Source organism: Pseudomonas veronii (assembly GCF_001439695.1).
Lineage (GTDB): Bacteria > Pseudomonadota > Gammaproteobacteria > Pseudomonadales > Pseudomonadaceae > Aquipseudomonas > Aquipseudomonas veronii.
The window spans coordinates 202013-223323 of the sequence record NZ_JYLL01000004.1 but is presented as its reverse complement, the minus strand read 5'-3'; the positions used below and the strand labels follow the sequence as shown (position 1 = coordinate 223323).

Below are 21311 nucleotides of genomic sequence, written 5' to 3'. Positions count from 1 at the left end.
GGCTCGGTTTCAGGCAAAAAATTGAAAAAGCGTGGCCACTGCAACGCTCACGGCAAGCAGCTCAGTCCTGTGCGCCGGGCAGGCGCACCTCACCCTCTCGGGGCTGCACCGGCTTGGGCAACGCCAGGCGACTCTCCTTGCCACGCAACAGCGCATCGGGCCCGACGAGCAGGTCAATGGCGATGGGGCGCGGGGTGGCGGTCCAGGTCTTGCTGAAAAACCCTGTCGACGTCACGTCGACGCCGATCTGATAGAGCTTGACGCTGCGCGTCGGGTCCAGGTGCGCGTAACCGGCGGCGATACCGACCATCTTCGCGCCCTCCAGTCGCGGCAGGCTCAACTGGCGGGTCTGGCCCGGCTCGATAAACAGCCGCGTCAGCCCGATCATCCCGGGCGGCGCGCTGTTCATCAGCAGCAGGCTGCTCAGTTGCTGGGAGCTGCCGGTGTAGGCGGAAAACGCACTGATCTGATCGAACTGCGTGACCACCACCAACAGGTTATGCGCCTGGCCGTCGTACTGATTGAGGTCGTTGTCGGCGGTGAAGCTCAGCTCGATGGCGTTTTCGGTGTAGTCCCATTTGAGCGCGGTGAGGGCCTTTTGCTCGGGGGTGAGGTCCTGGCTGCTGCAGGCGGCGAGCAGGATGCACAGGGCCAGTCCGCCCATGGAAAACTTGATGGAGGGCGCACGCCCCGCGCTGCTCACGCCATCACCAGCACAGCAGTCTGGCTCGGCTGCGAAACCGTCCCCATGGTGTTATTGGCGTTGTGCATGGTCTGGCAGGTGACACGCACGGCGGGCTTACCGGCGACCATCACTTTGGTGCTGCCATCGATGAAGATCATTTCACCCTTGACCTTGCCGCTGGTGACGCCACCGGCCACCCCAGCTTCATCGCCACTGGTCATCAACACCTTGCTCGACATATTCATCGCTGGCATGCCGTCCACCAGCACGTCCATCACCAACCCACCCGGGTCCGCGGCGCTGGTATCGGCAGCGTTGGGATAAGGCAATGGCACTGGCCCGGCGGGCGGAACGGGCGTCTTGCAGATATCGGGCACCGTGGACAGCGCCATCGCACCGCCATTATTGAGCATATACATAATCGATCTCACCCCAGCTTGATGCTGTCGCCATCAATGGCAACGCTACGTTGTGCATTCAGGTCCAGCGTGTCGGCCTGCACGCTCCAGTCATCGCGCACACGCTGGCGCAAGGAGCCGGAATAAAGTTCTTCATGGCCTTCGACGCGACGGCGGCTGTCAGCAAAATCCGCCTCGTGGCGCACGGCCTTTTCGCGGTGATAAACGCTGCTGTCGTGGCGCTCGACCCAGTGGTTCTGAAGATGCTCGCCACTCATGGCCAGGGTGCCGACAGTCAGATGGGCACGCTGCATCTGCACACTGCCCTGCTCGGCGCACACCCGTAATGCGAGACCGGCGTCAAGGCTCACACCGTCGCGGGCCTGAATGCTCAACGCGCCGGCGGGCAGGCTCAAATGCAGGTCACCCTCCAGATGCATACGCGCCGGTTGAGCGATGGCGCGTTCCAGCACGCTAAGGATGTAACCGCCTTGCGCGTCCAGGCTGACCAACACCTTGTCCCCCACTGCCGGACGCACCAGGCAACCGAATGCGGGTTTTAGCCAATAGCGGCGGCCATCGCTGCTGACCACGCCGAAACGCTCGCCATCCAGTGCGTTGACCTGCGCATGACGCAATTGAGCAGCGGCATCGCAATACTGCGGGGCTTCATTCATCTCGATTTTCCTAAAGAGGCAGGCTGCCATTGCTCGGCGGCGAGGCGTTCGGTATCTACGGGCTGGATGGCCTGGGGGTTGCTCTGCTGCCAGTCGGCCTGGGTGAAATCAGCGGCATGGGCATTCATGCCGGTCACGTCGGCGGCGACGAACGAGGCGCGTGGCGCAAGCAACGCGGTGCAGTCGGCATAACGCAACAGGGCGCGGTCAAAGCGTGCGCCTGGCATCTGGGCGTCGATCAGGATGGCCATCTCCAGAACGGCATCACTGAAATCGACCGAGTCAAAATGGCTGGCATTGAACAGAGCGCCCTTGAGATGGGCACCGGCAAACATCGGCGCGGTTCCCTTGCTACGGTAGAACGACGCGCCCTCGGCCTGCGCGGCATGAAAATCGGCCCCGCTCAACGACGATTCGTCGAAGGCACACTGCTGCAACGACGCCAGACCGAAGCGCGCCTGATCGAGTTGGCAATCGATCAATCGTGCCTTCGCAAAATGCGCCGACTGGGCATCAAGGCCCGTCAGATCGCAGCGGTTCCATTGGGATTTGCTCAACTGGGCGGCTGCCAGCCTGATACGCGGTACCCGGCACTCCGCGAGTGTAAACGCCTGTAGCTGTGCGCCCGACAGATCCAGATCCTCGCCGTGGCATTGCGCCCAGCTGGTCTTGTTCCAACGCACATTCGTGAACAATGCGCCCTGCAATGAACACCCGTTCATGTACAACGAGTCCGCGGTGCTGTCGGAAAAATCGGCGCCGTCCAGGCGGCAGTCTTTCCAGTGGCTTTGGGTCAGCATGGCGCCATTGAATTGCGCGCCACGCGCATCCACTTGTTCCAGCCGCGCGTTGCTCAAATCGACACCGCGGTAGTCGCCACCGGCCAGATTCAACGCGCGCAAGGGCTGCCAATCAGCCAGCAATGCCCTTAGACGCTCAGCACTTAATACCTCAAGCATGAGTCAGGCTCTCCTTGAGTCGGCAGCGCGTCATCAATGCCTGCTCCAGGCGCACATCGCTGCCGTGCACAGCGTCACTGGCCAAGCCATGCAAGTTGCTGCCACTGAGGTTGGCCTGCTCCAGGCATACCTTGCGCAAGCGGCCGTTAAGCAGGTTGGCGCCAGACCAATCAGCGCGACTCAAGTCACATCCCGACAGGTAGGCACCTTGCGCGACCAGCCCGACACCGTCGGAATCACTCAGGTCGCAACCGCTCAGCAGCGCGTCGTTAAGCCGTGCGCCGCGCAGGCTGGCGTGATTCAGATCGGCGTCTTGAAAACTGGCAGCGGTCAGGTCGGCATCGTCCAGGCGCACACCCGGCAAAACGCAGTGAGCGGCCAGGCGCAGGTTCTGCAGGTTGCACTCGCGCAAGTCCAGGTCGCGGCCCACCACCTTGGCGAAATCGGCTTTGCTGAGGTTGGCGCGGCGCATGTCCGTCGCGTCCAGTGTGCAGTCGTAGAGCTTGGCTTTGTGCAGGTTGCTGTCGGTGAGTCGTGCGCCGCTCAGGTCGCACTTATTGAGGCGTAGTTTGCTTAGATTGGCGTTGCTCAGTTGAGCCTTGTCGAGGCTGCATTCGTTGAGTTGGGCTTGTTGCAGGTTGGCTTCGGTGAAATCAGCAGCGGAGAAATCACAGTTCTGAGCGCGGATATCGATCAAGCTGGTGCCGCAGAACGAAGCGCCTTGGCATAGAACCCTATGAAACATTGCGTCCTGCAAGCGCGCCTTGCTCAGATCCGAAGCACCCAAGTCGCAGTCGATGAACTGACAGTGGCTCAGATCGGCGTTCTGCAGTCGAGTGCCATTGAGCTTGCAGCTCATAAAAGTGGTATTTCTCAGGTCAGCGCTGCTCAGATCGATTTCGCAAAGATCAAGGCTCTCCAAACTGAGGTCTTGCAGCGTCTTACCTGCCGCGTGCAATGCCAGCAGCCGCTCACGGGTCAGACTGCAGTATTCAGGAAGCGGGAGAATGGGGGCGAATTGGATTCGATCAGCCGCCAGCGCTTTGTTCATGGCGCTTAAAACACGGCCTATCTCAGCCTCCACGGCTTGAGACTCTGCTATGGCGGCAGTCAGTTTTTCCTTGGCTTGCGCCTGCTGGTCTGGAGGCAGCTCCAGGCGCTCAAGCATGTCCATGATATCGACCTTCGGTGCTGGCTGTTTAGCACGCGCCAACGCTTGCTCTGCATCTATGCCCAGCCGGGTCATCATCTGCTGGGCATACTCCATGCCTTGGGCCTTAGCCTTGGCGATTTCCGAATCAATTTCCAGCGCCAATGCCTCGGGGTCAAAGGGCTTGAGGGGGCGCATCGGTTCGCGCATCAGAACCGTAAAGTCCGTTTTCGCTGATGGTGGGTAATCGGTGGGGTTGAAAGGCAGGTTCATGCGAGTCGCCATCATCTGAGCGTATTGCATGCACTGCTCATGAGTTGCGCTTAACGCTGCATATTGCGCATCCGCAGCGGCCTGCAAACTGGCGATTATCGGCCCGGAGTCGAACGGGGTTGGTTCGACAGGCGCAACCTTGACCGACTCGACGGGAGGGCGTGGCCAAAGCCGCTCAATCCAGACTTGCGCGTCCAGCACGGGGTCACCCGCTCGCTCGAGGGCCATAGCCAATTTGACGATATCTTGCGCATCTATATCGAGTACCGGTACTTCGACGCGGTACAGCAGAAGAGCACTTTGCGCATCAGGGAACAGCCATACCGTATCCAGGTCCATCGACATTTCGGTAACGGGTACACGCTTATCCGCACGCTCAATAAACAGCCGTGGCCGCAGGCCCGGCAATCGCCCGGCGACCCGGGCCTCGGTAGGGTGCATGCCTGAGATCGACCAGGCTTCGTCGCCACGCCAAAAACCGGCGTTGCATTGGTCCTGCGCCACTTCATCGAACCAGCGCGCATCAGTATCCATCGGTAAGAATGGGGCGCGATAAGCAGTCCAATGCTCGTCAAGGGTGCCCATATACTGGCGGCGCTCAGCGCTTTGTACTGGCAATGGCAAAAAACTCGCCAGGGCTGGCCGATCATCGGGGTCAACAACTGTGGCATTCGCCACTTCCAGTTGTGCCAACGGCATTCCTTGCGCGGCGTCCACCTCCGGATAATGGCCTTTGCCTGTCGGATTATCTGGCCACTTATTACCGCCATAAGCGCTTTCAAAGTCCAACGGCAGGTTATCCAGTTGACCGGTCACAACGGACGTCCAACCCAGAGGCCCTTTGCGCCATTGCCGCGGCGCGAGTACATGCAATGTTTTTTCTATATCCCCCAGACGCACCCGCACCGCCATGCCACCCCGTTGCACATCGGTCAACGGATAAGCCTTACCTTGTACGGCAAATGTGCCTCGACTTTTCTTTAAACCCCGATCAAGCATCTGCTTGCCAAGTCGCTCGGTTAACCAGGCCCAAGTTTCCCCAGCGGCCATTACCTGATCTTCAGCGTCCACCAGCAGACCCAGGGTGACGACCACGCAATGAAGGTCCAGTGGTTTGGCATTGGCGAGCAATAAAAGGCTGGCCTGTTCACATTTGAGCTGCATCGGACTCTCCGAATAGGAAACTTACGCCTCTTTTTTTCCGTATCACGGCGCGGCAGCGGGCGGCGCAGCTGCATCGCCCGCTGCCGCGACCGCATCGGCGGCGCCATCAAGCAGGCCAACGGCGCCGTTTACAACCGCATTGGCTCCGCCCGCGGCCACTTTCACTGCAGCAAGACTTGGGCGTGATGCTAGCTTCAGACTTAACAGGCTGGGGCTGGGGGCTAGTTCAAAACACGGAAATTCCTGTACTTGATCCGAAGTGATCGTTGCACCCACTATAGTGCCGCTGACTCTCATGAACTTATTAAAAAAGGCGTTACCGCAAACTTCTAAGTCCCCATCCACAAGAACATCACCAGTAACATGCACCTGGCCTTCAAGATGTATAATCTTGTCCGACTTTATGACAACCCCTGCCGCATTGATAAGTATGCTATTCCCACCCAGCTTGATCTCATATGAAGTTACATTTTCATGGCAGTAAATATCCGTATTCTTCAACTCCATCTTTGAGTTGGATGCTCGAACTATATGCATTCCTTTCAGGTATTCTGAATTTTTAATACTCGCCTTATGATACTCCCAGGCACTGTTGCCAACGCTTTTCTTATACAAGCTGTAGTCAGCTGAAAGCGAAACCAATCCAAGTTTCACTGACACGCCAACCCCGTAGAGAGAGAGACTTCCGCTGGCTATATTTACGTCACCCTTCAATTGAAGCATTGAAGTTGTAACGTCTAATTTTGTGCTCAGCTTTGGGTTGGTTATTGCGTCTTTGAAATTATCAAATCCGCTTTTCTCTGATGCGCTATTTGTTGTGCTTGGCGCGGAGGCAAGCTTGCTGCTACTTGCGGGAGTGGGAGGCCGATCTTTAAAGTTGGCACCCATCAAACTCTCTGAAGAGCTCGTCCCCGCCACCGGGGCCGGCGCATGCCCTCCCCCTATGGATTGCCAATAAACACCTGGCACCTGATGCTTATACGAACTGGACGCCAGCTGCATATGCTTGTCCGTGCGCAAATGTGCTCCACTGACATCGCCCTCACCCAAGGTAAAACTACAACCGGTGGACGCCCCCATCTTCATCATCGGCCCGGACGGGCTGTCTTCCATCGCAAACAAATGCCCACCGGGAGTGCTCAAGCCACTTTGGGTCGCGTTTTCGCCGGTGACCACATTGGGATTCTCGGAGTTGGGCACACTACCGGTGATCACCGGACGGTCCGGGTCGCCGCCCAAGAACGAAACCAGCACTTCCGTGCCTTTGAGCAGTGGGAAATTCATGCCGTGGCTCGAACCACTGGACAGCGTGGCCATACGCAACCAGGCCGAACCACGCGTCGCATTCTTCTCGCCGCGAATGAACGGGAAACTCACCCTGTAGCAACCATGCTCATTGAGCAGCGGCCGACCGGTATCTTCATCACCATCCACCACCGCACTGAGCACGCCCTGCACATAAGGCCGCGGTGTCACACAGGGTGCGCGGAACTGCACGTCGCCGGGCAAGGCGATAAACCGCGTGTTGATCCCCTGCCCCGGCCCTTCCCCCTCCGAGCCGAGGCCCGGCAACGGCTGATAACCGTCGTGGTGAACTTCAATCACCTGATAACCGGCATTGAACAGCGGACGCGGGTGGCCGACTAACAGCATCGGATAACCGGCGCGCAACCCCGTGGCTCGACCGCTGCCATGAAACTCCCGTTGACGGCAACCGATGGCCTGGGCGCGGCGATTGGCCAACCATTGCCCCTGTTCGAGCGAACCGAAGTGCTCGCCATACAACCCTTGCCCGCCGATAAATACAGACGAACCGGAGACGGCCTCTCGTTGTGCGGTTGAGGCATCTGCGCCAAGGCTGGCAGCTGCCACCGAAGCATTGACCTCTAACTTCAACTGCGCGTTACTCGCGGAAAAGTCCTGGAGCGTGACCCCCGCCGCTTGCCGCACGAGTTTGCGCTCGAAGGTCCGCGCCACCGCCAGGACCCGGCCTACATCCAGTTCCGAATCTTGGCGGCGATAGGTCAGCAGGCTGGGGAGTTGCGGCTGGTACAGTCGGTCGCCACAGAACACCAGCGCCTCGCCGTCAGGCCCCTGCTCAAAGAAGTAATACACGCCGAAATATTCAAGAAGACGTGAAATAAAGGCGAAACTGGTTTCTTCGAACTGGCAGGTAAACGTCGCCTGAGTCAGCGGATCATCGGCCAGCGGCAGGCGGATATCGAAGTCATACGCCGCCCCGGGCAAACCGTTCATACCCGGCCCTTCGACAGTCAGGTCGGCCAACTTGAGCACGTCGCGAATCAGCTCCGGCAGACTTTTGTCCAGCCAGATTTCGGAAAAGCGGAAATGCCGCAACTGCACGAAGCGCGGTTCCAGCACCACGCGGTAGTAGTAATACAAGGAATCGGCGTCGAGATAATCCACCTCCGTGACCACACCCTGATAGGGATGCGGCTGCCCCAACGCATCGCTCAGGGTCAATACCGCCCGGTTGCCCAGCAGCGCTTCGTCGTCGAACAATGGATTGATCGTGGCCAGCCGAACCTCGAAGCGATAGGGCTGAGAGAGCTTTTCCTCGCCCTGCCACTGCTGCACCCATAATGTTTCGAGCAGCAGCGAGGGTGCCAGGCTGGCGAAAGTACAGAGCGCATGATCATTGAGAGCCATCAATCAATCCTTGTTCTTCAGTCGGTAAACGAGCGGTCACTCTAGGGGTTCAAGCAGCGCTTCACGCTCGGGTAAAGACCTGATCGCATCGACGCCTTGCGTGGTAATGACCCACTCGCCGCGCGCATCCACCGCCACATGCAACCCAGCCAGCGGCCGCTGATCGGCAATCGCCCCGAGCAAGACGTCAGACAGGCGCGGTGTCAGGCTTTTACGCAAAATAAAGTCGATATTGCGCGCCCCGCTCTCCACTTCCGTGCAGCGCGCGGCGATGGCGTCGGCGACCTCTTCTGCAAACGTCAGACGGACTTTCGACGACGCCAGCAGACGCTCGCTGAGCCGGCCCAGCTTGAGGCGCACGATGCCCGCCAGTTGCGCGCCACCCAGGGTGAAGAACGGCACGATGGTCATGCGCGCCAGCAGCGCCGGTTTGAAATGCCGGGACAGAGTCGGGCGGATTTTTTCCGCGAGGGTGTCTGGGTCGGGCCGCCCGTCGACGCACAGGTTCTGGATTTCTTCGGTGGCCAGGTTGCTGGTCAGCAGCACCACGGTGTTGGAGAAATCGATCTGCCGCCCTTCGCCGTCGGACAGGCTGCCCTTGTCGAAGACCTGATAGAAAATGTTCACCACGTCCAGGTGGGCTTTTTCCACTTCATCGAGCAACACCACCGAATACGGACGCTTGCGCACCGCCTCGGTCAACATGCCGCCCTCGCCGAAGCCGACATAGCCGGCGGGTGAACCCACCAAGCGGCTGACGGTGTGCTTCTCCTGATACTCGCTCATGTTCACCGAGATCATCGCCTGTTCGCCGCCGAACAGATGTTCGGCCACAGCCAGAGCGGTTTCGGTCTTGCCGACCCCCGACGGCCCGACCAGCAGGAACACACCCAACGGCTGTTGCGGATCGCGCAGGCCGGATTGCGCGGCCTTGAGGATTTCCGCGATCTGCTCGACGGCGGTGTCCTGACCGCGAATGCGCGTCTTGAGGTTGTCGGCCAGGGCCAATACGCCGCCCGCCGCATCGCGCAGCACTTTGCCCAGCGGCACGCCGGTCCAGTCGGAAACCACCTGGGCAATCGCATCGGGGCTGACTTCGGTGAACAGCAACGGCGCGTCGCCTTGCAGTGCGGCCAGGGTTTCACGGGCCTGATCCAGCTCGGCCTGACGTTCCTCCAGCGAGGCCAGTACCTGCACAACCTCGCCTTCGGCCGGAACCGGCAGGTCCTGTGCTTGCAGGGTCAGTTGCTTGCGTGCTTCAAGGACGCGCAGCGCCGCGTCGCGCTCGGCCAGCCAGCGAACTTCCAGCGCAACCCGACGCTCGTCAATCTCAGCCTGTTCGTCGGCGATATCCGTCAGGCGCTGGTCTTCTACGGGGAAACCATTGCCACGGTCGCGCTCCAGCGCGCTCTGTTCACGCGCCAGACCGGACAACTGCCGCTCCATGCGCTCCAACTCGGCAGGCTTGATGCCCAGGCCGATGCGTACCCGGGCGCTGGCGGTGTCGAGCAAGTCGACGGCCTTGTCCGGCAGCAAGCGCCCGGTGATGTAGCGATCGGACAATTCGGCGGCGGCGACGATGGCGTCGTCACGCACGCTGACCCCGTGGACTTTCTCGTAGTGCCCCTTGAGCCCGCGCAGGATCAACACCGCGGTTTTGACACTCGGCTCGTCCAGCTTGACCAGTTGGAAACGACGCGCCAGGGCCGGGTCTTTCTCGAAGTACTTCTTGTACTCCGACCAGGTCGTGGCGGCGATGGTGCGCAACTCGCCACGGGCCAATGCGGGTTTGAGCAGGTTGGCCGCATCCGAGCCACCCGCCGCGCCGCCGGCGCCGATCAGCATGTGCGCTTCGTCGATGAACAGGATCACCGGCGTGGTGGAGGCCTTGATCTCTTCGATGACGCCACGCAGGCGGTTTTCGAACTCGCCCTTGACGCTGGCACCCGCTTCCAGCGCACCGAGATCCAGGCTGAGCAGGCGCGTGTTTTTGAGGAAGTCGGGGACTTCGTCCTGGCTGATCAACAACGCCAGCCCCTCCACCACGGCGGACTTGCCCACACCCGGTTCGCCCACGGCGATGGGGTTGTTTTTACGCCGCCGGGCGAGGATGTCGATCATCTGGCGAATCTCATCATCGCGCCCGAAAATCGGGTCGATGCGCCCCGCCGCTGCCTTGGCGGTCAGGTCTTCGCAAAAGCGCGCGATATTGTCTTCGGCTGCGGGCGCACTGCCGCCGGCGTCGGCCAACGAAGCAGAGGCCGCGCCGGTCTGCAGGCTGTCCAGCGGACCTTCGCTGGAGCCGCCCAACAGTTGAGCGAACTCTGCGGTCAGGGCATCGGTGGAAATCGGCTTGAGCAGTTCGCCGTAACGCGTGCCAGCGCTGTAGTAGCCCAGGCGCGATACCAGCGCCAGCAGCAGCGAACCGCCACGGATCCGCCCGCTGCCGACCACCAGCGAGGCAATCAGCCAGGCGTCCTGAATCCATTCGGTGAGCAGGCCAGCGAACACCGGACGTCCCGGGTTGCCGTTTTTCAACTGCGCCAGGCCCTCATCCAGCAGCGCACGCAAGCGCATCGGATCAATCTCGAAGCGCGCGAGAATGCGCGTCGTATCGGCATCCGGATCTTCCAGCAACTGGCGCAGCAGGTGCTCCAGGGAAATCTCGTAGTGAGCGCGCGCCAGGGTCTGGCCCGCCGCGTTCTCCAGGGCCTTGGTGCTGTACACATTGAGCCGTGCGAACAGCGGTTTGAGTTCTACCTGAATCATCTAGCGAGCCCTCTCTTCGAGCATTGGTCCGTGTTCGGCCGTCAGCATGAATACAACGTCGTCCTGTGTGTCTCCGTCACCGAGCCAGGTATCCAGGCCCAGCCGCTGCCAGCCGCCGCCCAGCGAAGCGCACTGCTGCTTATCTGCCGCAAGACGCATGACCAGACGGCTGCGTAGCGGTGTCTGCAAATACAATCCCACCAAGCGTTCGAGCTTTTGATACAGCGCCTGCCCCGGCAATAACCCGTGAAAACGCTCGGTACTCAGTGACGTCAGACGGATATCCAGGGTGCCGCTGCGGTCCATGACTTCACGACCGAGCAGGCTGTTTTCGCCCAACACCCCGCACTGCATGCCCAGGTAAGTGCGTGCCGTGCGGTCGATCCGCAGGCGCGTCTCGACACACGGCACGACTTCCACCGTCACATCGCTGAGTACCGCCTTGACCAACTGCTGCAGCCCCAGGGCCGAGCGCGGGTACTGGTTGAACAACCCGGCATACCGCAGCAAATCGGTGGATTGATCGCGCTGCTCCGGACGCGCATCCGCAATGCCGATCAGCGCCTGCAACTGACGCAGGCTCTTGACGTCGCGCCGCTCGGTAATGTCGATCCAGATCCGGTGCTTTTCCCAGGCACGGAACAGCAACGGATAGAGCGAGGCATGCAGGATGTCGAGAAAGTCACGTCCCGCCGAATGGCCCAGCAGTTGCTCGTCGATCAGGTCTTCGGTGTAAAACGTCGGCAACGGCGAAGTGACGCCATACAGCCCGAAGAAGTTGGCCTCGATCCGATAACGACCGTCGTCGTCCTGCTCGATCCCTTCGATATCCCGCAGCGGAAACCCGAGCCCCAGCCGCGGCCGGACCCGCACGTTGTCGACGAAGTGTTTTTCGCTCGGAAAACGTAGGCGCAACAGGCGCAAGGCCTGGAAAAACCCGAACTCGCCGCCGTCATCGAGCAGCGGATCGATCACAACAGGCGTTGGTGCCCGATCTTCGCTGGCCATTTCAAGGTCTCGTGGTTGACGCTGTCGAACAGCGTGAAGGCGGTAAAGCTGTTGATGGCCGTACAGCCGGCGAAAAACTCATCCAGCACACAACCGAACAGGTAGAAATTGCCGGGGCTGAGGAAATAGTCGCCCCGGCACTCGACCCGGACCACACTGCCTTCGATCGGCAGCCCGCGAATAAAACGCCGCTCGTGGCTGACGGTGACTTTTTCGATGGCATCGATGCGCCGCTGGTTGGCGTCCTGGGCCCCTTCGCCGACGCTCGGCAGATACAGCGCGAGCAGCCCGCGCAGGTAGTCGCGATCGGCCAGGCGGAAGTGGTTGGCATTGAGCTGCGAGAGCATGCGCCACAGCAACTTGTCGTCGAACTTGGGCGGCTGGCACGGTGTGATGCCACGGATGCTCTTGAACTCGACCCTGGGCGGCGTGTTGTCGGTGGGCTGGTTCAAATCCCCCAGGCGCAGGCTTTCCGGCAGCTTGCCATTGGTGCAGAGCAAGCCGATGGACAAGGTCATCTCGCCCGGCACTTTGCCTTCGCTGTAGGGCAGGCTCAGATAGTGGTCATAACCTTGGGCATCGATGCTCGAGGCGCGGATGCGCAGGTTATAGGTGTCGCGCTGCGAGAAGGTATTGAACGGCTCCAGCAGCCGCTCCCCGCCTCCAGCGGAATAAGCACTGACCTTGAGCACCGAATGAATCCGCATGCTCATGCGTTGGCCATGGTCGGCAGGCTGGATGCGATAGTCGACTTGCTTGTGGTCGATGCGCAGCGGGTGCGCGTCCTGGGCGAACAGATTGATCGCCGGCGTCACCCCCAGCAAAAAACTGTTGACCGACAGGTTCGGTGTCCAGTCCGGCAGATTCTCGAACATCAGGCGCACGCTGAAGCGCCCGTCGGCGCCTCTGGCTCGCCACTGTTTGAAGCCGCGAAGCTCGATAAACAGGAATTTCTCGGGCAGCGCGAAGTATTCCTGCAGGCACCGATAGGCCGGGTGCGCGGTATCGGGAAACGGCAGCAAGGTGTTGCTCGCATCGAATCCCAGGCCACGCAAATGGCTGGCCGGCAATACCGTCATGGGCTGCTCTTGCGCAGAGATGCGAATCTCGCGCAGGTTGAGCTGCAACAGACGCAATAACTTGGAGCCATCGACCAGGCCATCCCCCAGATAGAAACGCAGGCTGTCGGCCAGCCAGCTATTCGGGTCGGCGGTGGTAAAAGCGAAGTCCAGGACCAGGCTGCGCTCTTCACCGGCGCCGCCGTCCCAGCGGCTGCCGAGCAGTTGCAACGGTTCCAGGTCGACCGCCGCGGTGCTGCTGAAGCGCACGCGCTGGCCATCGACCGGCACCGAGGCAATTTCGCAGCCGGGCTCGATACGCGTAACCTCCTGCAATGCCGTGCGCGGCTGAAATTGCAGCAGCGTCAGGCAGGGCAACGGTTGCAGGTAATGGGGATAGAGCAGCTGCGCCAACTCTTGAATGAACTCGGGAAACTCGTCGTCCAACCGTTGGCGAACCATCCCGGTGAGAAACGCCACGCCTTCGAGCAAGCGTTCGACGTCCGGGTCATTGGCCGAGTCCACCCCCAGCAGCGGCGCCAGGGCCGGGTTGCGGCGGGCAAACTCATCGGCCAGACGCCGCAGTTGGTTGAGTTCACTTTGATAATGGCTGTTGAGCATGACTTAGTGCATCGCCAGGGACACGCGACCGTCCGAAGACACGCGCGTTGCCAGGTGAATAGGAATGTCCCGATCGTCGATCGACACCACGCCCTCAAGACTGAAACTCAGCGACAACACTTCCTGGGCACCTTCGGCGACCAGGATGCGCGGCGATTTCAAGCGAGGCTCGTAGCGGGCGATCATGCGCGTCATGTTCTCGATTATTTGCGTGGTCTCGCCGGTCGCAAACGAACCGGCCAGATTGGTGAAGTCGGGTACGCCAAACTCGGCGTCGATCGGCACGCTGCCGCGCCGGGTATTCAAAATGCGTTGCAGATGCTGGACGATCGACTGCGTCAACACTTCAGCCTGGGTCAGGTGCGTGCGACCGGTTTCGGCCTGCAGGCTTGTGATGCGCTCCAGCAATCGCTTTTCTCTCAACGCGGTGTACCTTCTGCAATAACAAGAACACCGCCCTGGACCAGGGCGGCATTGAACTGTCGAGCCTGGCTTACGCTTTTGGCGCCAACCACGAGTCTTCGGCTTCGATACCGTCCGGCACCCAGGTCCAGACGATTTTTTCGTAGGTGATGCCGATGTCTTCCATATGGCCCATTTGCTTGAACTCAGGGCTCAACACGTTCGGCACCCAGGTGCGGGCCGAAACGAGCACGGCATTGCTCAGGGTGATGGTGTAGTACTTTTCTTCGGTGCCTTTAGGCGAGATCCGATAGAACTCCAACACAACAGACTTGAGCTGCTCGCCGGAAGTCAGGGCTTGCAGCAGCTTTGGAGAAGACTTATCGATTTCCTTGGTCAGGGTCATGCCCTGGTGGACACGCTTGCCGGCAGGCAGTCCGGTCTGCGGGTTCTTGGGAATATCGATCAGGTGTTCGACGGCCTGAACAAGGATCTTTCCTTCATGACCGGTAACCGTGCTGGAACCTTCGATCTTGCCTTGGTTCTGGCCTTCGATACTCAAGTAGCATGGCATTGGCATAACGTGTACTCCGGGTTTAATCAGTGAGTTTTCAGGCATCGATCAGCGCCTCTGGCCCTGTCTCGCTGCGTTGAATCCATCTTATGGAAACGCCGAGGCAATGACCCTCGGGTGAACACCTGAATGGGCAACGGCGGCGTTGCCCATTCGCGCTACCGATCAGCTCTTGTCGAGCTTGCCCACCAGCGACAGCGTGAAAGACGCGCCCATGTACTTGAAGTGCGGACGGACTTTCAAACCGACGCGGTACCAGCCTGGATCGCCTTCGACGTCGCTGACGGTAATCTCCGCCTGACGCAGTGGGCGACGGCTACGCACACCGGCGGCGGGGTTATCCATGTCGGCCACGTACTGGCGAATCCAGGTGTTGAGTTCGGACTCCAGGTCGCCACGCTCTTTCCAGGTGCCGATGTTTTCGCGCTGGATGACCTTGATGTAATGGGCCAGGCGACTGACCACAAAGATGTACGGCAGTTGGGTGCCCAGCTTGTAGTTCAGCTCGGCTTCCTTGCCTTCTTTGTCATTGCCGAAGAACTTGGGCTTCTGGCACGAGTTGGCGGAGAAGAACGCCGCGTTATCGGTGTTCTTGCGCATGGTCAGCGCGATAAACCCCTGCTCGGCCAGCTCGAACTCGCGGCGCTCGGAAATAAGCACTTCGGTCGGGATCTTGGTCTGGGTTTCGCCCATGGCCTCGTAGTTGTAGATCGGCAAATCACCGACGGTGCCGCCGCCCTGTGGACCAATGACGTTGGCGCACCAGCGGTACTGGGCAAAGCTGTCGGACAGGCGACTGGCAAAGGCAAACGCAGCGTTGCCCCACAGGAAGTCCTGGTTGCCGCCACCGACGTTCTCGTTGTAGCGGAACGTCTTGGCGGGGACCGTGTCTTCGCCATAGGGCGTGCGCAGCAGGAAGTGCGGCAATGTCAGGCCAACGAAACGCGCGTCGTCGCTTTCACGAAAGGCATTCCATTTGGTGAACTGCGGCCCCTCGAAGACGGCTTGCAGATCCTTGAGGTTGGGCAGGTCGGCAAAGCTGTCGATGCCGAAGAACTGTGGTCCGGCCGCGGCGATGAAGGGCGTGTGGGACATCGCCGAAATCGCGGCGACCGACTGCAGCAACTTCATGTCCTGCGGGCCGGGGTTGAACTCGTAGTTACCGATGATCGAGCCGAACGGCTGGCCGCCGAACTGGCCGAACTCGGCGGTGTACACCGCCTTGTACAGACCCGAACGGGTGATCTCCGGCGCATCCTCGAAATCTTCGAGCAGCTTCTCTTTGGACACGCTGAGGATTTCCAGCTTGTTGTTCTCGCGAAAATCCGTGCGGTCGACCAGAAACTTCAGCGAGCGCCAGGACGACTCCAGCTTCTGGAACTGCTGGTGGTGAATGATCGCGTCGACCTGCCGGCACAGCTTGGCATCCAGCGTGGCGATCATGTCGTCGATCAACCCGGCGCTGACCTTCTCGGCCTGCCGGGCCGGCTCGAGCAGTTCGGTGACAAACGCTTCGAGGCCCTGACGGGTGACGGCATACGCCTCGTCGCCCGGCTTGACGCGCGTCGCTTCCACCAACTGATCCAACAGGGAAACCGACTCGACCGCCTGGCCGGTCGTGCTCGCTGCCTGACTCTTTTCTTCGCTCATGGGTTATTCCTTGTCCTTTACGCCAAGTTCCGAGAGCAAACGCTCGCGGGCCCCGTCATCGTTCATCAGGGCCTGCAGCTGCTTGCGAAACTCCGGCAAGTTACCCATCGGCCCTTTCAAGGCCTTGAGCGAATCCCGCAGGGCGATCAGTTGCTGCAACTCGGGAACCTGGGCCACGATGGCATCCGGCTCAAAATCGCGAATGGACTGGAAGGTCAGCGAGACCGGGATCTGCTCGTCCTCCGGCGCGTTTTCCGCCAGATGATTGGGCACCGCCAACTGCAGGCTCAGGTTCTGGCCCTTGAGCACATCGGTGAAGTTGTCTTTGTCGACGCGGATCGGTTTGAGGTCTTCAACCGGCGTGTCGTCTTCACGCAAGGTGAAGTCGCCGATCACCAGTTGCTTGAGCGGCAGCTCGACCTGTTCCTGCGCGCCGCCGGTGTCAGAGCTGTAAACAATATTGACGCGCTCTTTAGGCGCGACCGAACCTTCACTAGCCATTAAATCTCACTCCTGTTTACCGGACTCGCTCAACGCAGCCGTTAGAAAACTCATGGCATGGATATGCACACGCCTGCCAGGTATTGCCTGTTGCCCATTCAACTTGCCGGCGGGCTGGCCAAACGCCAGAACGCCGGCAAATCCATTGCCGCCAACTGTTGCGCCCACAGCGCTCTCGAACCGCCGTCGTCATGTGCCAGTGCCAACTCCAACAACGGCCGGACCAGCTCCGGCTCCCAACGATCGAGGCCCTGCTCCGTCGCTTCCTGGAGCAACACATCCAAGGCAACACCCAACTGCGCGCGCGGGTCGAAACGCTGTAGCAGATGGCATTGGGCAGCGCGCAGGCGAAACCGCTCGCGGCCGCTGCCGGCCTCTCGCACGGCGACCTGCAAACGCGCCAACGCTTCGTTCAAACGGCCTTCGGCGGCATCACGCGCGACTTCATCGATCAGCGTTTGCAGCCCATCCGTGGCGCCGCTGCCGGCCGCCGGAGCCAAACCTTCGAGCCAACTGCGGGTCGCGCCGTCGGCGAACGGCTGGCCGTCGGCGAATGTCAACTCGACCAGCGCCGGCAGGCGCGCCAGAAAATGACGGGTTTCCAGGGCCAGGCTGGCAGCACCGGCCTGCGCCGCCGAACCGAGCCTCAAGAGCGCGGCATGACTGGCCCGATTGAGGTCCAGCCAGCACGGATAACTTGGTAACCGACCTTCGCAAAAACGCACGATGTCCAGCGGCTCGCCAACACTCTGCAAGCGGCTGAAACTTTCGAGTTCCGCGTCCGAAGGCGGCGGCACGCGTGTCGTGTAGCCTTGCGCAGGAGGGACCTGCTCCAGGGTCGTCCACGCCAATTGGCGATTGAGGCGAAACAGCAACGGCAAGGTCGCCCGAGACTCCAGGCAAAACCCCAGCAGCGGTGCAAGCGAGGCAAACACGCTATTGACCGCGTTCTCGATGGCTTCATCGCTCTCAAGACGGCCCAATGGCGGAGCCGGCACAAGGGCCGGGAGCGGCGCCGAAGGGGCGTGCGCAACCGGCGTCGGGAGCGCTGTAGGCGCATCGACTGCCGCTGGAATCTCTTCCGCCGTCACCGCTATTGGCTCGACACCCGCTTGCACAGGCAACTGCGATAGGCGACGACGCAACGCAAAAAAACTCGGGCCGTCGGCGTCCCGGTCGCGCCAATGGCGATCGATGGCGTCCCAGTCTTCGAGCAACTGCGCCAATTGTTCCCCGGGCACCGCTTCGAAGTTGGCTTCAAGTTTTACGGCGAGCCACTCGAGCATCCACTCGGCCTGGTTGCGCCGGGCACGCAATCGAGCCGGCGGCGGGGTCAGGGTCTCCCAATACAACTCGAGCATTTCGCGCACTATATGCACGCCGGTCGCCAGGCCGGAAATGCCTTGCAGGGTGGTCCAGGCACATAACAACCAGACCGCGGCGTTAAAGTCCTTGCCCTCTTCTCGCAGCACTTTTACACAGGCATCGGCGACTTTCTGCCAATCCACTCCGGACTCGGCGTGGATATTGTTCAATTTATCCACTTCGATTTGCGCGAGGGAAAAAGCCAGCCCTTCCCGAGGATTAACGCCAGCAGGATGAGTCAAACTGATCGCAAACGAACCGACTTCCCGGTCGAGGCAACTCATCCGTTACTCCTTACTTCAATAGGTTGTTTGATACATCGTTGCCGCGTAAAAAAAATCGCCGCCGATGCCGGGTTGATTTATGCAGCGGTGACGATCTTCATTGATTGATCCAGGGCCTGATATTCCGCCCACCGCGGCTGTAATCCGCCAAGCCAAAGCCCCGCGCGTTGAACCGTCGGACAAGCATGTGTCAGCCAAGGCGCCGGGGCCATCGGGTGAACACCTGAAGTACTCGCCGGTTTAACGTACCCGTTCAGATCATCGCGCCGAAAATAACAAGGCCAATACCCAGCGCACTTTGCTTGAGAAACAAGCGCACGCGTTCACAGCGTGGAAACACATAAACGCTGTCAAATTCGAATTCGCGTCAATCTATCAAGCGCCTTGCAGATGGCTTGACCCTGCGTTGCAACTTTTCAATTATTTTCAGGCGCCCTGCCCGGCTCTTGCCGCCGCCAGAAAGTGCGCAACAAGTTGGATACAAGAGGGATTGTCATTACTTTCATGGAGAAACCGGTTATAAGGAGCACAACAACCCATTCTGACTGGCTGCCGCTAGGCAGCACGGACGTACAGTGGGAAGATGCAACGCCTGTTCACGGGGCGTGAACATAGGCTTTCCGGGTTGTAGTGAATCCATGAACAAACCAGCCTCACTCATATGCGCCCCTAAACACGTCGGCTCCAGGCACGCCCATGATCACTTCGAGGTCAGCGCCGAGCCGGTTGCCAACCAACTGCTGGCCTGGCGTGATCGGGTCGGACACGTCATCGACGTCCTGCCTACATCCCACGCAACCACCACGCCCTTCAACGCGAGCATTGACCGCTACAAATTGGCTGATCGCGTCTTCACCGACTGCTCAAGCGACGCCTTGTTGCTCGACCGTTCGATTGCGCGCATCTCTACCGACAAGGTCCGGGACTATGTTTTCCAGGTCTTCACCCAGGGCGCAATGGAGTCCATTCGAGGCGGCCCCCAGGAACATGGCGCGTCCGCCAGGGCGAGCATCGTTGCCATGGACATGAACCAGCCGATCAAAATGAGCCGGGGGCGTTGCCGCGTATTGACCTTCTTTGTCTCGCGCCCGGTGGTGGAAGCGGCGCTGCCGCATGCCGAGTCGATCCACGGGCGTGTCTTCGAGAATACGACGCCTATGACCCAATTGATGATCGAGCACGTCGAGGCGTTTTCCAGAAAACTGCCGGTTATCAGCAGCGCCGAGGCCGCGTCGACATTCGATACTGCCGTTCAACTCATGCTCGCGGCCTTCTCGAAACAGGCCAAGCTGGGTGGGCACGTGCGGGCGGCGGCGCGCAGTGCGATGTTCGATAAAGCCAGGCGTTATGTGCAAAACAACCTGTATCAACCCTGGCTGACGCCAGAGTACGTGCTGATGGCCATGCAGCTGCCTCGCGCCACGCTCTACCGTCTGTTCCAGCATGAGGGAGGGTTGGGTCGCTACATCCTCAACTGCCGCCTGCGTGAAGCCGCGGACGAACTGGTGCGCTATCCGGACCGCCAGGTGATTGAGATCGCCTACAGCCTGGGCTTTAACAGCGCATCGGCGTTTACCCGCGCGTTTCGTCGTCGCTATGACCTGGCGCCGCAGGACCATCGCCTGATGGCTGCACAGCGAATGGGCAACGCTATGCCGGGGCACCGTAACGTCGCTGGCCGAATCGATCAGTGAGCCGGCTGGCGCGCTGGAAATTTCACCAGTGCGAACAGGCTGACCAATAGCGCGCCCAGCAGATACCAGGAAGGCGCCATTGCGTTCTGGGTAACACCGATCAACCACGTCACAAAAAACGGGCAGAAGGCCCCGAAGATCGTCACGCCGAAACTGTAGACCATTGACATCCCCGTGGCGCGGTGATGCGCCGGAAAAGCCTCCATGATCATGACGGTAGCGACGCCGTTGTTGCCCATCGCGACAGCCGAATAGATGCCGATGATCAGCAAGGAAGCCAGCTCGCCGACCCCATGGGTCAAGGCCAGGAACACCGGATAGACCAACAGGATGCTGAGGATCATCGTCACGTATTGGGTCGGCTTGCGTCGCGGCAGCCGGTCGGCGAACCGCGCAAACAATGGCGCGGCAATGAACAGCATCGCGCTGGAAAAGCACGCCGAAAGCAAGCTCATGCTCGGCGACAGGCCTAACGTGCGGACCAGATAGGTCGGCATGTAGAGCACCATCAGGTAGATGCTTGCGGTGGGGGTTGCCATCATCAAGATCCCCAGCAATAGCTGGGGGCGATGGTTTTTCAGCAAGACACGCAGCGACGGCGACTGGATACCACGCCGTGTTGTCTCCACCATATTGCGCCGAATGAACCACCCAAACGGGGCAATCAAAAGCCCAAGCACGAAAGGAATACGCCAGCCCCAGGCCAGCAACTGTTCGGGGGTCAGCAATGCGGTCGTGGTGGCACCGACAACCGCCCCCACCAAAACCGCGGCCGCCTGGCTGGCAGAACGCCAACTGACCAGATAGCAGCGTTGATTGCGCGCCGCCAACTCCATCAGCACCACGGACGACACGCCGATCTCCCCTCCGGTCGCGAACCCTTGCAGCAACCGCGAGAGCACCAGCAACACCGTTGCGGTGACGCCGATCGATGCATGCGTCGGCATGAACGCGATCAAGGCGGTACCGGCTGCCATCAATAGATTGGTGACATTCAAGCCGGCTTTTCGCCCTTTGCGGTCGGCGAGGTTGCCGATCACGATTGCGCCCAGCGGGCGCATCGCGAAACCGATGCCAAACGTCAACAATGCCATCAGCAACGAGGCGAACGAACTGTCCGATGGGAAAAACAGCTTGCCGATGATCACGGCAGAAAAGCTGTATACCGTGAAGTCGTAGATCACCAGGCCATTGCCAACGACTGTCGCCAGTATCACCTTCTTCGATTGCCTGAAGGTCACCGGACAATCGCCAGATTCAAGATAAGACATTTAGGCCGAGGTCCCGTCGAGTCAATCAAAGCGCGCTGGGTAGCGAACACGTGGGCCCAAAAGGCCCCTCATGGGCACGTTGGGCGCTAACAGCTCGATCGACGGGCTATTGATTTGTAGTAGCGTCCTGGCGGGAGC

The 21311-nt window shown here is 60.3% G+C and carries 16 protein-coding genes; 1 reads left to right on the top strand and 15 read right to left on the bottom strand.

Annotated features, from left to right (window positions below; translation table 11 throughout):
• Positions 1-61: 61 nt before the first annotated feature.
• From tssJ to tssA, 14 genes are all read right to left on the bottom strand, one after another.
• Complete coding sequence (tssJ, locus tag TU80_RS07135; RefSeq protein WP_032804928.1) at positions 62-664, bottom strand: type VI secretion system lipoprotein TssJ; 603 nt, start codon at positions 662-664, stop codon at positions 62-64.
• Between the two features lie 35 nt (positions 665-699).
• Positions 700-1104: a DUF4150 domain-containing protein gene (locus tag TU80_RS07130; RefSeq protein WP_026140301.1), complete on the bottom strand. Its 405-nt coding sequence runs from the start codon at positions 1102-1104 to the stop codon at positions 700-702.
• Positions 1105-1112: 8 nt separating this feature from the next.
• Positions 1113-1760 carry a DUF3540 domain-containing protein gene (locus TU80_RS07125; protein WP_057004122.1) on the bottom strand — a complete coding sequence of 216 codons (648 nt, stop codon included), beginning with the start codon at positions 1758-1760 and terminating at the stop codon, positions 1113-1115.
• Positions 1757-2719: a pentapeptide repeat-containing protein gene (locus TU80_RS07120; RefSeq protein WP_057004121.1), complete on the bottom strand. Its 963-nt coding sequence runs from the start codon at positions 2717-2719 to the stop codon at positions 1757-1759. Before TU80_RS07120 ends, TU80_RS07125 begins: the two co-directional genes overlap by 4 nt.
• Positions 2712-5306: a DUF2169 family type VI secretion system accessory protein gene (locus TU80_RS07115; RefSeq protein ID WP_057004120.1), complete on the bottom strand. Its 2595-nt coding sequence runs from the start codon at positions 5304-5306 to the stop codon at positions 2712-2714. Before TU80_RS07115 ends, TU80_RS07120 begins: the two co-directional genes overlap by 8 nt.
• Positions 5307-5348: 42 nt before the next feature.
• Positions 5349-7976 (bottom strand): type VI secretion system Vgr family protein, encoded by a 2628-nt coding sequence (locus tag TU80_RS07110; protein ID WP_057004119.1) that lies wholly within the window; start codon positions 7974-7976, stop codon positions 5349-5351.
• A 36-nt stretch (positions 7977-8012) separates the two neighbouring features.
• Positions 8013-10745 carry a type VI secretion system ATPase TssH gene (tssH, locus tag TU80_RS07105; protein WP_057004118.1) on the bottom strand — a complete coding sequence of 911 codons (2733 nt, stop codon included), beginning with the start codon at positions 10743-10745 and terminating at the stop codon, positions 8013-8015.
• The gene (gene tssG, locus TU80_RS07100) at positions 10746-11753 is read right to left on the bottom strand and encodes a type VI secretion system baseplate subunit TssG (RefSeq protein ID WP_046383443.1); all 1008 of its coding nucleotides are present in this window, start codon (positions 11751-11753) and stop codon (positions 10746-10748) included. It lies immediately after the preceding gene.
• Positions 11717-13432, bottom strand: coding sequence for a type VI secretion system baseplate subunit TssF (gene tssF, locus TU80_RS07095; protein WP_046383442.1), 1716 nt, complete (start codon positions 13430-13432; stop codon positions 11717-11719). Before tssF ends, tssG begins: the two co-directional genes overlap by 37 nt.
• Positions 13433-13435: 3 nt before the next feature.
• A complete protein-coding gene (gene tssE / locus TU80_RS07090) occupies positions 13436-13855 on the bottom strand; it encodes a type VI secretion system baseplate subunit TssE (protein WP_226926231.1) in 420 nt (139 codons plus the stop codon).
• A gap of 70 nt (positions 13856-13925) precedes the next feature.
• Positions 13926-14414 (bottom strand): Hcp family type VI secretion system effector, encoded by a 489-nt coding sequence (locus TU80_RS07085; RefSeq protein ID WP_017849099.1) that lies wholly within the window; start codon positions 14412-14414, stop codon positions 13926-13928.
• 159 nt (positions 14415-14573) lie between these two features.
• Positions 14574-16058 carry a type VI secretion system contractile sheath large subunit gene (gene tssC, locus TU80_RS07080; RefSeq protein WP_017849098.1) on the bottom strand — a complete coding sequence of 495 codons (1485 nt, stop codon included), beginning with the start codon at positions 16056-16058 and terminating at the stop codon, positions 14574-14576.
• A gap of 3 nt (positions 16059-16061) precedes the next feature.
• Positions 16062-16559 carry a type VI secretion system contractile sheath small subunit gene (gene tssB / locus TU80_RS07075; protein ID WP_017849097.1) on the bottom strand — a complete coding sequence of 166 codons (498 nt, stop codon included), beginning with the start codon at positions 16557-16559 and terminating at the stop codon, positions 16062-16064.
• 98 nt (positions 16560-16657) lie between these two features.
• Entirely contained in the window at positions 16658-18208 is a 1551-nt protein-coding gene (tssA, locus tag TU80_RS07070) for a type VI secretion system protein TssA (protein WP_057004117.1), read from the bottom strand.
• Positions 18209-18846: 638 nt separating this feature from the next.
• Between tssA and TU80_RS07065 the strand changes: the two genes are divergently transcribed.
• Positions 18847-19902: a helix-turn-helix domain-containing protein gene (locus tag TU80_RS07065; RefSeq protein WP_046383440.1), complete on the top strand. Its 1056-nt coding sequence runs from the start codon at positions 18847-18849 to the stop codon at positions 19900-19902.
• Here the strand turns inward: TU80_RS07065 and TU80_RS07060 are convergent.
• Positions 19896-21173, bottom strand: a complete 1278-nt coding sequence (locus TU80_RS07060; protein ID WP_046383439.1) for an MFS transporter — start codon at positions 21171-21173, stop codon at positions 19896-19898. The two genes, TU80_RS07065 and TU80_RS07060, sit on opposite strands and share 7 nt — an antisense overlap.
• Between the last annotated feature and the right edge of the window lie 138 nt (positions 21174-21311).

What these genes read in the sequence shown, in the direction of transcription:
- tssJ (WP_032804928.1), bottom strand. Translation starts at nt 664, where the DNA reads ATGGGCGGACTGGCCCTGTGCATCCTGCTCGCCGCCTGCAGCAGCCAG.
- TU80_RS07130 (WP_026140301.1), bottom strand. Translation starts at nt 1,104, where the DNA reads ATGTATATGCTCAATAATGGCGGTGCGATGGCGCTGTCCACGGTGCCC.
- TU80_RS07125 (WP_057004122.1), bottom strand. Translation starts at nt 1,760, where the DNA reads ATGAATGAAGCCCCGCAGTATTGCGATGCCGCTGCTCAATTGCGTCAT.
- TU80_RS07120 (WP_057004121.1), bottom strand. Translation starts at nt 2,719, where the DNA reads ATGCTTGAGGTATTAAGTGCTGAGCGTCTAAGGGCATTGCTGGCTGAT.
- TU80_RS07115 (WP_057004120.1), bottom strand. Translation starts at nt 5,306, where the DNA reads ATGCAGCTCAAATGTGAACAGGCCAGCCTTTTATTGCTCGCCAATGCC.
- TU80_RS07110 (WP_057004119.1), bottom strand. Translation starts at nt 7,976, where the DNA reads ATGGCTCTCAATGATCATGCGCTCTGTACTTTCGCCAGCCTGGCACCC.
- tssH (WP_057004118.1), bottom strand. Translation starts at nt 10,745, where the DNA reads ATGATTCAGGTAGAACTCAAACCGCTGTTCGCACGGCTCAATGTGTAC.
- tssG (WP_046383443.1), bottom strand. Translation starts at nt 11,753, where the DNA reads ATGGCCAGCGAAGATCGGGCACCAACGCCTGTTGTGATCGATCCGCTG.
- tssF (WP_046383442.1), bottom strand. Translation starts at nt 13,432, where the DNA reads ATGCTCAACAGCCATTATCAAAGTGAACTCAACCAACTGCGGCGTCTG.
- TU80_RS07085 (WP_017849099.1), bottom strand. Translation starts at nt 14,414, where the DNA reads ATGCCAATGCCATGCTACTTGAGTATCGAAGGCCAGAACCAAGGCAAG.
- tssC (WP_017849098.1), bottom strand. Translation starts at nt 16,058, where the DNA reads ATGAGCGAAGAAAAGAGTCAGGCAGCGAGCACGACCGGCCAGGCGGTC.
- tssB (WP_017849097.1), bottom strand. Translation starts at nt 16,559, where the DNA reads ATGGCTAGTGAAGGTTCGGTCGCGCCTAAAGAGCGCGTCAATATTGTT.
- tssA (WP_057004117.1), bottom strand. Translation starts at nt 18,208, where the DNA reads ATGAGTTGCCTCGACCGGGAAGTCGGTTCGTTTGCGATCAGTTTGACT.
- TU80_RS07065 (WP_046383440.1), top strand. Translation starts at nt 18,847, where the DNA reads ATGAACAAACCAGCCTCACTCATATGCGCCCCTAAACACGTCGGCTCC.
- TU80_RS07060 (WP_046383439.1), bottom strand. Translation starts at nt 21,173, where the DNA reads ATGTCTTATCTTGAATCTGGCGATTGTCCGGTGACCTTCAGGCAATCG.